12 protein-coding genes are annotated in these 12,182 nt (G+C 60.5%); 4 read left to right on the forward strand and 8 right to left on the reverse strand.

The genetic code is table 11. The annotated features are described in order from the left end of the window. The 4 genes from VNX23_RS11945 to VNX23_RS11960 form a co-directional block, all read left to right on the forward strand. A partial coding sequence (locus VNX23_RS11945; protein ID WP_325630240.1) for a response regulator occupies positions 1 to 742 on the forward strand: 742 nt, incomplete at its 5' end. A gap of 15 nt (positions 743 to 757) precedes the next feature. Further along, positions 758 to 2,278, forward strand: coding sequence for an HWE histidine kinase domain-containing protein (locus VNX23_RS11950; protein ID WP_325630259.1), 1,521 nt, complete (start codon positions 758 to 760; stop codon positions 2,276 to 2,278). Positions 2,279 to 2,404: 126 nt separating this feature from the next. Beyond that, positions 2,405 to 3,037: an HAD-IA family hydrolase gene (locus VNX23_RS11955; RefSeq protein WP_325630242.1), complete on the forward strand. Its 633-nt coding sequence runs from the start codon at positions 2,405 to 2,407 to the stop codon at positions 3,035 to 3,037. 613 nt (positions 3,038 to 3,650) lie between these two features. Further along, the gene (locus tag VNX23_RS11960; protein ID WP_325630244.1) at positions 3,651 to 4,004 is read left to right on the forward strand and encodes a hypothetical protein; all 354 of its coding nucleotides are present in this window, start codon (positions 3,651 to 3,653) and stop codon (positions 4,002 to 4,004) included. A 162-nt stretch (positions 4,005 to 4,166) separates the two neighbouring features. Here VNX23_RS11960 and VNX23_RS11965 read toward each other — a convergent pair whose 3' ends face one another. From VNX23_RS11965 to VNX23_RS12000, 8 genes are all read right to left on the reverse strand, one after another. After that, positions 4,167 to 4,424 carry a hypothetical protein gene (locus VNX23_RS11965; RefSeq protein ID WP_325630246.1) on the reverse strand — a complete coding sequence of 86 codons (258 nt, stop codon included), beginning with the start codon at positions 4,422 to 4,424 and terminating at the stop codon, positions 4,167 to 4,169. 461 nt (positions 4,425 to 4,885) lie between these two features. Further along, positions 4,886 to 7,114: a xanthine dehydrogenase family protein molybdopterin-binding subunit gene (locus VNX23_RS11970; RefSeq protein ID WP_325630248.1), complete on the reverse strand. Its 2,229-nt coding sequence runs from the start codon at positions 7,112 to 7,114 to the stop codon at positions 4,886 to 4,888. Beyond that, positions 7,111 to 7,608, reverse strand: a complete 498-nt coding sequence (locus VNX23_RS11975) for a (2Fe-2S)-binding protein (RefSeq protein WP_325630250.1) — start codon at positions 7,606 to 7,608, stop codon at positions 7,111 to 7,113. The genes VNX23_RS11970 and VNX23_RS11975 overlap by 4 nt, the downstream gene beginning before the upstream one ends. A 658-nt stretch (positions 7,609 to 8,266) precedes the next feature. After that, positions 8,267 to 9,622, reverse strand: coding sequence for a cytochrome c (locus VNX23_RS11980; RefSeq protein WP_325630252.1), 1,356 nt, complete (start codon positions 9,620 to 9,622; stop codon positions 8,267 to 8,269). A 178-nt stretch (positions 9,623 to 9,800) separates the two neighbouring features. Further along, entirely contained in the window at positions 9,801 to 10,577 is a 777-nt protein-coding gene (locus VNX23_RS11985) for an anti-sigma factor (protein ID WP_325630254.1), read from the reverse strand. Positions 10,578 to 10,580: 3 nt separating this feature from the next. Continuing rightward, a complete protein-coding gene (locus VNX23_RS11990) occupies positions 10,581 to 11,189 on the reverse strand; it encodes a sigma-70 family RNA polymerase sigma factor (protein ID WP_325630256.1) in 609 nt (202 codons plus the stop codon). A gap of 92 nt (positions 11,190 to 11,281) precedes the next feature. Beyond that, positions 11,282 to 11,653 (reverse strand): cupredoxin family copper-binding protein, encoded by a 372-nt coding sequence (locus VNX23_RS11995; protein WP_325630258.1) that lies wholly within the window; start codon positions 11,651 to 11,653, stop codon positions 11,282 to 11,284. A gap of 27 nt (positions 11,654 to 11,680) precedes the next feature. Then, a partial coding sequence (locus VNX23_RS12000) for a metallophosphoesterase family protein (RefSeq protein WP_414642981.1) occupies positions 11,681 to 12,182 on the reverse strand: 502 nt, incomplete at its 5' end.

Here is a 12,182-nt window from a genome sequence, read left to right on the forward strand (position 1 = left end):
CCACGACGACATTGAGATCGTGACGACCGACACCGGCGCGGGTGCGCTTTCCGCGTTGCGCGAAAATCCATGCGACTGCGTCGTCCTCGATTTGCGGTTGCCTGACATGAGTGGTTTCGAGGTGCTGGACTCCATCCGCAATGACGATTCGTTATCGGACGTACCGGTCGTCGTCTTTACCGGCCGCGAGCTTTCGGTCGAGGAAGACGCGGAACTGCATACGATGGCCCGAAGCATCGTGGTGAAAGGCGTGGAATCGCCCGAGCGGCTGCTGGACGAGACCTCGCTGTTCCTGCATCGGGTCATCACGGAATTGCCGATCGAAAAACAGCGAATGCTGGAAAAGCTCAACAGTTCGGATGAGGATCTCGTCGGGCGGACGGCGCTTCTGGTCGATGACGACGCGCGCAACATCTTCGCGCTTTCCAGCGTTCTGGAGCGGCGCGGCATGAATGTGCTTACCGCCACGACCGGCAGCGAGGCGGTTACGCTGGTGGAATCCAACCCCGAGATCGCGGTGGTGCTGATGGATATCATGATGCCGCAGATGGACGGATATCAGACCATAGGGGCCATCCGGGCGGATCCGTCATTCCGCCGGCTTCCCATCATCGCGTTGACCGCCAAGGCGATGAAGGGAGATCGCGAGAAGTGCCTGGAAGCCGGCGCGTCCGATTATCTTGCCAAACCGGTCAACACCGAGCAGTTGCTGCTTGCGATACGCATGTGGCTGCATCGCTGATTGGTGTACGAAATGATGGATAACGAAAAGGTAAATATCCTTCTGGTCGACGATCAGCCGGCAAAGCTGCTCGCCTATGAGGTGATTCTGAAGGAGCTTGGCGAAAATCTCATCGTCGCGGAATCGGGTCGGGAAGCGCTCGAATTCCTGCTCAAGAACGAGGTCGCCGTCATTCTGGTCGATGTCTGCATGCCCGAACTCGACGGTTTCGAGCTTGCCGCCATGATCCGCGAACATCCCCGCTTCCAGAAGACGGCGATGATCTTCATTTCCGCCATTCAGGTCAGCGATCTGGATCGGCTTCGCGGCTACGCCATGGGGGCCGTCGACTACGTGCCGGTACCGGTGATCCCGGAGGTGCTGCGCGCCAAAATCAGGGTGTTCGCCGAACTCTATCGCAAGACGCGGCAGCTGGAGCGATTCAATGCCGAGCTCGAAGACCGCGTCCGTGCGCGCACGAGGGAACTGGAGGAATCCAACGCGATGCTTCTGCAAAGCGAGCAGCGGCGAAGCCTGGCGCTGGCGGCCGGGAAGATGGGGTCCTGGGACTGGGACTGGATCAACGGCGACTGGATGTGGGACGAAGGGCAGTTCAGGATATTCGGGGTCGATCCGAAGACGTTCGTGGTCAGTCCGGCCAATGTTCAGCCCTTGTTGCACCCTGACGACTTCGATGAATTGCTGGAGGCAATCGACAATTTCAACAAGGGCGTCAGATCGTACGAAACCGAATTTCGTATCGTTCGCCCCGATGGCGAGATTCGCTGGTGCGCTGGCACCGCGGCCGCGACCCTCGACAAGTCGGGCCGCGTCATCCGTGTGAGCGGGGTTACGGTCGACATCACCGAGCGGAAACGCGCCGAGGAACGGCAAAATCTTCTCACCCGCGAAGTCGACCATCGCGCCAAGAACGCGCTGGCGCTGGCACAATCGATTGTGCGGTTGACCCGGGGCGACGACGTCAAGGACTACATACAGGCCGTGGAAGGTCGCATCAGCGCGCTGGCGCGGGTGCATACCATCCTGTCGCTGTCGAGCTGGCAAGGCGCGGAATTGGCGAAGCTGGTCGATGAAGAGCTCGCCCCCTATGCCAGCATGGGCGATCAGATCGCCTTCAGCGGCGCCAATGTCCAGCTGCAGCCTGCCACCGCGCAAACACTTGCGATGGCGCTGCATGAACTCGTCACCAACTCGGCAAAGTACGGGGCGCTGTCCACGCTGGCGGGCCGGCTGACGATCAAATGGGAGATCGTGGCCGACGTGCTTCAGATCTTGTGGGAAGAAAGGGATGGCCCGTGCGTGGACAAGCCCGTGACGCGCGGCTTCGGAACGAAAAGCGTCATTGCCAGCATCGAATCGCAATTGGGAGGCCGGGCCGACTTCGATTGGCGCTCCGAGGGCCTGGTCTGTCGATTGTCGGTGCCGCTCATGCACGGTGGCGCAGCGCGACAGCCCGCCTTTCGCCAAAGCCTGCCTGTTGCGGCCAATCTGGAAACTCTCCGTGCCGACCTGATTCGAGCCGCAGCCGGCGAATGAACGGCTCGCGCCAAAAATAACTATTTGATTTTCCTATGCTAAGCAAGCGAGAGCCCGAGAGGCTGGTGCGCGACTGCCTCACCATGTTAGCCGCATGGAACCGATGTGCGCGTGACGGGGATCGGGATGATCGAGGCAGTGATCTGGGATTTCGGCGGGGTGCTCACCTCATCGCCCTTCGAGGCGTTCGCGCGCTTTGAGGCCGAACGTGGCTTGCCGGCCGATATCATCCGGCGCACCAACGCCGCCAATCACCTGGAAAATGCCTGGGCGAGATTTGAGCGGGGCGAGGTGGATATCGAAACATTCGACGAGCTGTTCGCGACGGAATCGCTGGCGCTCGGCGCCGAAGTCCGGGGTCGTGACGTGTTGCCGCTGCTTGCGGGTGATCTGCGGCCGGAAATGGTGGAGGCGCTCAGACGAACAGGATCGAGGCTCAAGACCGGCTGCATCACCAACAATCTTCCAGCCAACGCGATTGGCAGCGCCGGCGGACGGACACTCTACATCGCCGAGGTGATGGCTCTGTTCGACCATGTGATTGAATCGGCGAAGATCGGCTTGAGGAAGCCGGACCCGCGCATCTATCGGATGATGGTCGAGGCTCTCGGCGTCGATGCAAGACGCTGCGTCTATCTCGACGATCTCGGCGTCAACCTCAAGCCGGCGCGCGAAATGGGCATGACCACGATCAAGGTCGTCAGCGCGTCGCAAGCCATTGCCGAGCTCGAGGTGGCGACGGGACTCTCGCTGCGATAGAACAATATCCGGACCCGAAGGGTCTCGCGCCAAAACGGGATGATTCCTGATTGAATCAGTCGAACGGCGAATGGTGCGCGAGCACATCCCGATCTACAAACCAATGATGATTGCGTGCTTGTCGTGCTCGCTATAGTGACCGGCGTTTTGACCAAGGTGAATCATCGGCTTTTGTTTTGGTATGTCAGTCGTCGAGCGCGACGGCGGCCAAGTACATTGGTCGAATGACGACGCCCAGCGAACAGCAAAGTTGGAGAAAAGCGTTCCAGATGATCGGAGCGGACCAACTGCTGCGCGTTCGAAACTCCTGCAGTCTCCGAAAGGAAAACCTCCCCCGGCCCTGACGCAAGGTCGTCCCCGAAGGCGCAAAAACACAAATTATTGGCGCACAATAACAAGACTTTCTGTTTAGCGCCCCCTAAAACGCGATGTTTTTGCCGAGCCGCCTTTTGCGCCTATGAAGCGATTAGCTAAGTCACCGCTGCGGCTCTCGCGTTTTGGCTCAACGAGCGCGAACACTGGCCATTGGCCAAGCGTGCGGCCTACCTCAACGACAATCCGCAACAGAGGCTTGAGGCTCCGCGCGCCGCCAACTTATTTTGGAGTGCGAGCTATGAGAAAGGCCATCCTCACCCAAGACAAACTCGCCAGCATTCCCGCGCTGGTCGGGGAAGGCTTGAGCAACGCGGAGATCGCAGCCCAACTGGGCTGCACAGCGGGCACGTTGAAGGTTCGATGCTCCAAGTTCGGCATCAGCCTTCGCAGACCGGCAGAGTTGAAGCCGCCGAAGTTGCCAAAGTCGCCGAAGTCGCTGCGGCTGCGGGCCTTGAGCGAGCGCGCCACGGCCACGCTGCGGCAATGCGCTCTCGCACGCGGACTCAGCAGCGCCAAGTTGGCGAGCGATTTGCTGGAAGTGATTGCAACCGACGATCTCTTCGACGCCGTGCTCGATCACGAGCCAGCGTAACCAACAACGAAGCTTGGAAAGAACAGAACCAATGACGCTCAAGGCAGTAATCAGCACGGCGCTCACTGCAATTGCGGTGGGCAGTGCAGCGCGATGAACCGAGAGGCACTACGCGCCCCAATTAGCGGGACAAGCCCGGCTCGACGAGCCGGGCTCTTCGTTTCAGTCGCCCGAGTGTGAGTCGAGCGGCTTGCCGATGACGTAATCCCAGTCATCGTTAAACGGCGCCGGTTGGAAGGCTGGCTGGAAGGCTGGTTGGATTGGACCGACGCCGGTCGGCCCGCTCACCTGATTATAGGCTCCTCGAAAATGGCTGAGGTGGACCTTGCCGCGGTGGTGGTGCGGGGAAGCCGCTGCCATCTGGACCGCCAATCCCGAGATCAGCAGCGCACCGAAGATGGTGAGTGCAGTTTTTTGCATGGTGGTCTCCGTTGGTTAGACTTGGAGAAAGGCCTCGCTCCGTGGATGACGTCGAGTCTTGATGCGACACATCAATTGGCTCGAACATAAGCCACGCGTTCACGAGGGATGTGTTGGCCATCCCACATTTCACGAAGACTTGACGGCCAGGCGAGGCGTGCCGGATCATCGATGTGGCGAGCGGCGAGGTGGTCGCGATCGATGAAATTTCCCCTCGCGACAAACGCAATGGGCAAACTAATGGGCGACCGTAATTAGACCTGGCTAGGCATGATCCGGCCCCGAAGGGCCGCGTTGGCGCAAAGTGGAAACCGGTTTCCGCTCGCGACCAACGCGGGACGCGTTTGCGTGGAGATCATGCTCGAACAAGGATATGAGATCATGCTGCGATTCCATTTATTCGCATCATGATCTAGAGCGAGTACTCATACCCTCTTGGTTTCCGCTTAGCCGGTGCGCTTTCACGCGTCGATCGCGTCCTTGATTTTTTTCCGCGTCAACGGCAGGTCGCGCAGCCGTTTTCCCGTGGCGTTGGCGATCGCGTTTGCAACGGATGCCGCGGCGGGACCCTGGCCGGTTTCTCCACTGCCAAGGAAGGGTAGGCCCGGCCGGTTGATGACATGCACCTCGACCTTTTCAGGAACCGCGTCGAAGCGCAGGATCGGGTAGGTCTGCCAGTCGACGCTTGTGATCCTCGTATCGTCAAAAGTGACGGCCTCGTACAGCGTCCAGCTCGTCGACTGCAGAATTGCGCCTTCGATCTGGTTGATCAGCCCGTCCGGGTTGACGACCTGGCCGCTGTCGACCGCCGCCACCGCGCGGACCAAACGCGGCCGCCCCGTCTCCCGGTTAACTTCCACCTCACTGGCAACGGCGCAGTAGGCCGCCAGATTCTTGTAGCGTGCAAACGCAAAACCGAATCCGCGATCGGGCGGGGCTTTGCGCCCTTTCTGCCAGCCGAAAGCTTGCGCCGCCTTTTCGATGACGTCGCGGCCGCGCCGGTCGTCAAGATGTTTCAACCTGAATTCGACCGGATCGGCGCCGGCGAGCTGCGCAAGCTCGTCCATGAAACTCTCGATCGAAAATACGTTGTGATAGGCGCCGAGTGCCCGCATCGCGGACACCCGCACCGGCATGGCCGGGATGAAGTGATGCACCACATGCGCGTTGGGAAATTTGTAGATCGGGATCGCGTTGCGATCGCCGCCGCCTTCCGGCAACGGAATGGGCTTTGGCTCCGGGACGGCGATTGGTTGCGCCATGTGCTGCGCCGCCAGCATCGATCCAGCGCCGCCCGGACGCATCGAATGGGTGTTGCTAAAGACTTCGAAATTCCACGCAGCTATCATGCCGCTTGAATCCAGCGAGGCTTTCAGCCTGGTCACCATCGCCGGTCCGAACGGCTCCCAGCCGTGCTCCTGTTCGCGCATCCATTGCACGCGCACAGGAACGCCCGGCAGCTCCCGCGCGATCAAGGCAGCATCGGCCGCGGCATCGTCGGCGCCATTGTGGCCGTAGCAGCCGGAGCCTTCGACATGGATCAAGCGAACGTTCTCCGCCGGCATGCGCAGCATTTCGGCGATGCCCGCCCGATCGGGATAAACCCCTTGGGTGTGGGTCCATACCGTCATCGCGTCATCAGACGACTGCGCAATCGCGCAGGCTGGGCCGATCGAGCCATGGGCCTGATAGGGCCGCGTATAAGTGGCCTCGATTGTCTTCTGGCCGGTCACTGAGGGGTCCTTGTGCTCAAATATCGTCGAATCCTGCGACGGCAGGCTGGTGAGCACGTGAACGAGGTCGTCCTGCTTCGGCAATCCCGGGATCTCGCGCCATTTCGCAGCCTGCGACAGCGCGCCCATCGCCTTGATCGCCTGGAACTCCTTGGCCGCGACGACGGCCAGAAAATTGCCGTTGCGGATCACCTTGACGACGCCCGGCAGCTTCCCGACGGCTGAACTTTCGCACTCGATCAATTCGGCGCCGTAGCTCGACGGCCGGACGACGCGCGCATGCACCATGCCCGGCAACCGCATGTCCTGGATGTAAGCGGCACCTCCGGTGACCTTGGCCGGAATATCGAGGCGCGGCACCGCCTGCCCCATTACCCTGTACGTCGCCGGGTCCTTCAATTTCGATTTGGCCTGCGCCTGCACATGCAGCATGTCGCCCGCGACCAGATCGCCGTAACCAAGGCGCTGGCCGTCCGCAGTGACCACCGCGCCGTTTTCGACTTTGAGATTTTCCGCCGGCACGTTGAGGCGTCGCGCGGCTTCCGCAATCAGAAGCTCGCGGACCTGGGCGGCCGCGTTCTGGACGGCGGTGCCGCTCTCCTTCATCGAATTGCTGCCCGACGTATAACCTTCGTTGGCGGTACGGCCTGTGTCGGCCGTGACCAGCTTCGGCGAGGCAAAGGGGACATCAAGTTCTTCCGCGGCGATTTGCTGGATGGCCGTCTTCACCCCCTGGCCGATTTCGGCCTTGCCGGTGAATACCGTGATCGTGCCGTCGGCATCGATGCGAATCCAGGAGTCGAGATATGGCGTCTTTGCCAGGCTGCCCGGCGGCTTAGGCGCATGCGCCTGCGCCGCCTGGTCCTGTGCAAAAGCATCCGGCAGCGAGAAGCTGACAATCAGCGCACCGCCGCCCGCAAGCACGCGGCGGCGATCGAGAATCACGGGGCCGTTCATCGCGCGCTCCCCTGGGTGGTGGAGGGTAATGCGGCAGAATCCATCAGTCGGGCGGCCCGATGCACCGCGCGCAGAATGCGCATATGGGTACCGCAGCGGCAAAGATTCGGCTGCAGCTCGGCCCTGATCTGCTCGTCGGTCGGCTTGGGATTTTTCTGCAGCGAGGCCTGCGCCCGCATCATCATCCCGGCAATGCAATAACCGCACTGCGCCGCCTGCTCCTCCATGAACGCGCGCTGGATCGGGGCGGGAGCATCGACCGTCCCCAGTCCTTCAAGCGTCGTTACCTGCCTGCCCTCGAGCAGGAGCAGCGGCGTCACGCAGGACAATACGGCGTTGCCGTCGACCATCACGGTGCACGAACCGCATTGGCCGAGACCACAGCCGAATTTGGCGGCGTTGAGCTTCAACTCCTCGCGCAGCACGTAGAGCAGCGGAGTATCGGGATCAGCATCGATCTGGTGATCGCGACCATTGACCTTCAGTGAAATCATGGCCAGTGCCCACTTTCCGAAGTTCGTGTTACATCGCGCCACCCACTCTCACGAACTTCGGAAAGTCGTGGGCACTGGCAAACATATCGATTCTAGTGGTCCGATTCTAACATTCGCATCGCTTCTCGGCAGCCGCTTTTGCGAGTGTTAGAATCATGGGACCACTAGCAAATGTTGAATTCCAGTGGAGTTTTGAATTTGACATTCGCTTTCCGTCTTTACGGCAGGTTGGGTTGCGAATGTCAAATCCGCTCCACTAGTGGTCCGATTCTAACATTCGCATCCCTTCTCGGCTGCCGCTTTTGCGAATGTTAGAATCATGGGACCACTAGCAAATGTTGAATTCCAGTGGAGTTTTGGATTTGACATTCGCTTTCCGTCTTTACGGCAGGTTGGGTTGCGAATGTCAAATCCACTCCACTAGTGCCGCTTTTCTATTTGAAGTTCCTGATCGAATTTCGCCGCTTGTGGTGCAGGAACTTCAAATAGGTGCACTAGTGCGGCGGATTTGAAGTTCCTATCGGTATCGCGGCAAGTTCGTGATAGGAACTTCAAATTCAAAGCCGCTACTCAAATCAACAGGTTGCTATAGCTCCTTTGCTTCCGAAGTTCGCATCAGAGGTCGCCGCGATAGCTTGCGAACTTCGGAATCGGAGCTCTAGTCTCGCTGGATCGGGTCGCCGGGAGCGTTGTGCGGCCCCGGCTGGGCCTTGAGAAAGACGGTCTGCATGCGCCTTGCGTCCCGCACGGTCTTTTCAACGTCGCTCCAGCCCGGTTGGTTGCTGAAGCGGCCGCGCAGGTAGTTCAACAGGGCCGCAACTTGCGCGTCGGTCATGCTCGAGCCAAAACCCGGCATGATCGGGCTGCGCTCGCCTTCGACCGGCTGGATGCCGGAGATGATGATGTTGGCGGCATTGCGCGGGTCGGGCGCGCTGAGCGTCGTGCTCAGAGCGAGGTTGACCCCGCCATAAGGCAACGGCCTTGCGGATTCGTGGCATGTCGCACAGGCGGCGGTATAGATCGATGCGCCGGCCGCGTTGGACGGTGCGGGCTGTGACGGCGGCGAGTTGATTTTCGCGCGTACTTCATCGGCCTTGCGGAGGCGATCCTGGCTGGGCGGGCCGAACACGCTGGTCATATAGACAGCGATGGCGTGCACGTCGCTTTCCTGCACCGACGACAGGTTGCTGACAACTTCGGCCATCGGCCCGCGCGCGACGCCATGATCCTTATCCCAGCCCTGGCGCAGATAGCGGAAGATCGCCTCGGTATCCCACGGCACCGGCGAAGGCGATCGTGCATTGATCGCATAGGCGTGCCAGTTGTCGACGTCGCCGCCGGAGAATGGCGCGCTCACGCGTTCCGCACCCAAAGCATTGCGAGGCGTATGGCACGCACCGCAATGGGCCAATCCCTCGACGAGATATGCGCCGCGGTTCCACTCCGCGCTTTGCGCGCCGTCCGGCCGGTAGGTCTCGCGCCGCAGGAACAGCAATTTCCAGCCTGCCACCACAAAGCGTTGATCGAGCGGAAAGGCGAGCTCGTTGGCGCGCGCGGGCGCGTGGACCGGTTGCCGTGTCATCAGAAACGCGTAGAGCGCGCGATCATCCTCGTCGGTGACGTTGGTGAAATGATCGTAGGGAAAGGTCGGATAGAGGTGCCGCCCGGCGCGATCGACGCCGGATCGCATCGCGCGGCGGAACGCAGCTTCGGACCATCGACCGATACCGGTTTCCGGGTCCGGCGTGATGTTGGAGGAGTAAATCGCGCCGAACGGCGTTGGCACCGCAAGACCACCGGCGAAAGCCTTGCCTCCTCGCACCGTATGGCAGTCGTTGCAATTGCCGATCGCCGCAAGGTCGCGTCCCCGTTTGACGAGATTTGCATCAAAGGACTGCGGCGCGGGCGGTTCGATCGCCGGGATCGCGGGTCGCCACGCCACTGCAAAGGCCGCCACCACGCCGCCGATCAAGAGCCCCGCGGCGATGCCCGCAACGATTTTAGACCTTGTCATCCGTCCCAGCTTTGCTGCCTTGGGACGCTGTTAGCATATATCCGCTTTGCGGGACACTCCGTGGGCAGTTTCCGTCATGCCCGGAATCCGGGCATCCATCGTCTTCGCGAAGTCTTGTTGTAGATGGACGCGCCGGTCGGAGCCCGCGCATGACGAAAGTGGCGGAGCCGGGCTCGCCCTATTTTATTTCGGACGCCGGTGAGGCTTTGGAAAATGCGCGTTCGAATGCCGCGAGATCAGCGCCGGCCAAATCCGAGACCGCAACATAGGTGAAGTAGGGATCGCTCCAGCTGCGAACATTATATCCGGAAACCGTTTGATCCGGGATGGACTGGCCTGACCGCAAGGTGGTCAGGCTGATCGTGTGCGCTGCATGTTTGTAGACGATCGTGGCGACGGGATCGTGGCCGATAACATCGACACGGCCGCCCAACAACGAGAAGCCTTGGGCTGCGAGGTCGGGCACCTGGGGTGATGCGGGCAGGCGGGCGGTGAACCACGGCTTGACCGTATGACGATCGGAAGACGCGATATCGTAGGGTTGCGGCGCGAGCAGGCCCCGGATGTGACCGGCAACCACCTCGCTCGTCACGTTGTCGCGCTGGCCGAATTGCTCCATCGTCATCATGACGGAGCTCGAGATGACGGCGCCCAATACCGCGGCGGCGGCAAGCGCCTGATACGACCAGGTTCGGCGGCGCAGAACCGGGACATTGTTCGGGCGCTCCGCGTCCAATCGCGACTGGACGCTAGCTTGCAGGCCCGCCGGCATGTCCACTTGCGGAATCGAACTAACCCCCTCTCGCAACTTCTGCAAGCGGTCGTACCGCGCCTTCAAAGACTCGTCACTTGCCAGGCGCCGCTCGAACTCGCGTGCCGAAGCCGGATCAAGCTCGCCATCGAAATAGGCGTTCAACAGCAATTCGTCGTCGTCCTTCAGCAAGGCCATCATCATCAACTACTTTCGATCTCCCAGGAGAGCCAACAGAAGCTGCCTGCCCCTGGACAGGCGGGACATCACGGTCCCGATGGGAACATTGGTTATCTCGGCGATATCGCGATAGTTCATCTGATTCATTTCCCGTAAAACAATGACCTCGCGAAACTGCGTGGGCAATTGCGCCAACGCCTTCTCAATTTCCTCAGCATCCGCTTTGAAGAGAGCGATCTGCTCAGGTGTCTCTACTTTCGTGCCTTGCAGGCCTTCGTATTCAAGTTCCTGTTGCTCCGCCGCACTCAGGTCATTCAGGTAAACGACCTTCTTTGGCTTGTTCTTCGCAAGCCAGCTGAAGGCCGTATTGCGTACGATAGTTAAGGACCATGCGCGTGCATTGACGGCTCCGAAGTTCTTGATGCCGCGAAATGCACGAATCGCCGCTTCCTGAACGATGTCCTCTGCGTCAGACGCATTGCCGGTGAGCCAATGGGCGAGGCGATAGGCCTCAGGCATATGCGGCAGGAAGACTTCATCAAATGCTGCTCGTTCATCCGTGTTCTGCACGATCGGGACCGATACTCGTTGCGGGCCAGACAAGCGATCTGAGCCTTCCGATCCCTCTTGTAACATGGCCTTTTCGGGTTCGGTACACCGGAAAGCGTCCCGGTGTACCGATAGGATCGTCGTCATATGTGACGCACCAGGATGCACAACTGCCCGTGTCACTTCACGATTATTTTCCCTTGCATATGCGGATGCAGGCCGCAGAAATAATCGTAGGTGCCTGCATTGGCGAACGTGAAGGAGAACGAGTCGTCGGTGTCGAGCGCCTTCGAGCGGAAGCCCTTGTTCTTGTCGACCACGGTGTGCGGAATGTCGTCATGGTTGACAAACTTCACCGTCGTTCCCACCGCAATCGTCAGTTCCTGCGGGTTGAAGACGAAGTTGTCGATCTTGACTTCATCTGTACTTGGCTCCTGTGCGGCGACCGCGCCGTAGGCCAGCAGGGCGCCAACGAGCGGACCGAGAAGCATCGCAACCACCACGGCGCGACCGGGAGAGAATCGCGCCGCAGCGATGCGCAGCTGGTTCATCAAAGTTTGCATATGTGAGACCTCGAATCAGCTAGCCAGCGTCTTGTCGACGATGGCGAGTGGTTTGTTGCCCTGCATTACCGTGACGGTAGACAAACCAAGCCTGGAACGAAGCTGGTCGGCGGGAACGACCATCGGGCCTGGCGAAGGCGCACTGCCGGGAGCCGGCTGCGGGAACGCCGTCGACAAAGCGGTGTGGAAGGTCATGTTGCCTTCGACCTTCTGCGCCAGCTGATGGATGTGGCCGTTGAGCACGGTCACCGAGCCGAAGCGCTTCAACAGATCAAGCGCCCGCGTGCCATCCTCGGTGCCCCAGCCCCATTCCTTGTAAATCACCTGGAGCGGGATATGGGCGAAGACGACGATCGGCGTGCTGTTCGACTTGCCCTTCAGGTCGGCCTCGAGCCAGGCGAGCTGCTCGGCGCCAAGGTTGCCGAGGCCACCGCCCTTCAGGTCGACGACGTTGACAAGACCGATGAAGTGGACGCCGTGATCGTCGAAAGAATACCAGCCCGCGCCCTTCGATCCC

This window comes from Bradyrhizobium sp. (genome assembly GCF_035570375.1).
Taxonomy (GTDB): Bacteria; Pseudomonadota; Alphaproteobacteria; order Rhizobiales; family Xanthobacteraceae; genus Bradyrhizobium.

What these genes read in the sequence shown, in the direction of transcription:
- VNX23_RS11980 (WP_325630252.1), bottom strand. Translation starts at nt 9,622, where the DNA reads ATGACAAGGTCTAAAATCGTTGCGGGCATCGCCGCGGGGCTCTTGATC.
- VNX23_RS11960 (WP_325630244.1), top strand. Translation starts at nt 3,651, where the DNA reads ATGAGAAAGGCCATCCTCACCCAAGACAAACTCGCCAGCATTCCCGCG.
- VNX23_RS11955 (WP_325630242.1), top strand. Translation starts at nt 2,405, where the DNA reads ATGATCGAGGCAGTGATCTGGGATTTCGGCGGGGTGCTCACCTCATCG.
- VNX23_RS11965 (WP_325630246.1), bottom strand. Translation starts at nt 4,424, where the DNA reads ATGCAAAAAACTGCACTCACCATCTTCGGTGCGCTGCTGATCTCGGGA.
- VNX23_RS11990 (WP_325630256.1), bottom strand. Translation starts at nt 11,189, where the DNA reads ATGTTACAAGAGGGATCGGAAGGCTCAGATCGCTTGTCTGGCCCGCAA.
- VNX23_RS11995 (WP_325630258.1), bottom strand. Translation starts at nt 11,653, where the DNA reads ATGAACCAGCTGCGCATCGCTGCGGCGCGATTCTCTCCCGGTCGCGCC.
- VNX23_RS11985 (WP_325630254.1), bottom strand. Translation starts at nt 10,577, where the DNA reads ATGATGATGGCCTTGCTGAAGGACGACGACGAATTGCTGTTGAACGCC.
- VNX23_RS11970 (WP_325630248.1), bottom strand. Translation starts at nt 7,114, where the DNA reads ATGAACGGCCCCGTGATTCTCGATCGCCGCCGCGTGCTTGCGGGCGGC.
- VNX23_RS11950 (WP_325630259.1), top strand. Translation starts at nt 758, where the DNA reads ATGGATAACGAAAAGGTAAATATCCTTCTGGTCGACGATCAGCCGGCA.
- VNX23_RS11975 (WP_325630250.1), bottom strand. Translation starts at nt 7,608, where the DNA reads ATGATTTCACTGAAGGTCAATGGTCGCGATCACCAGATCGATGCTGAT.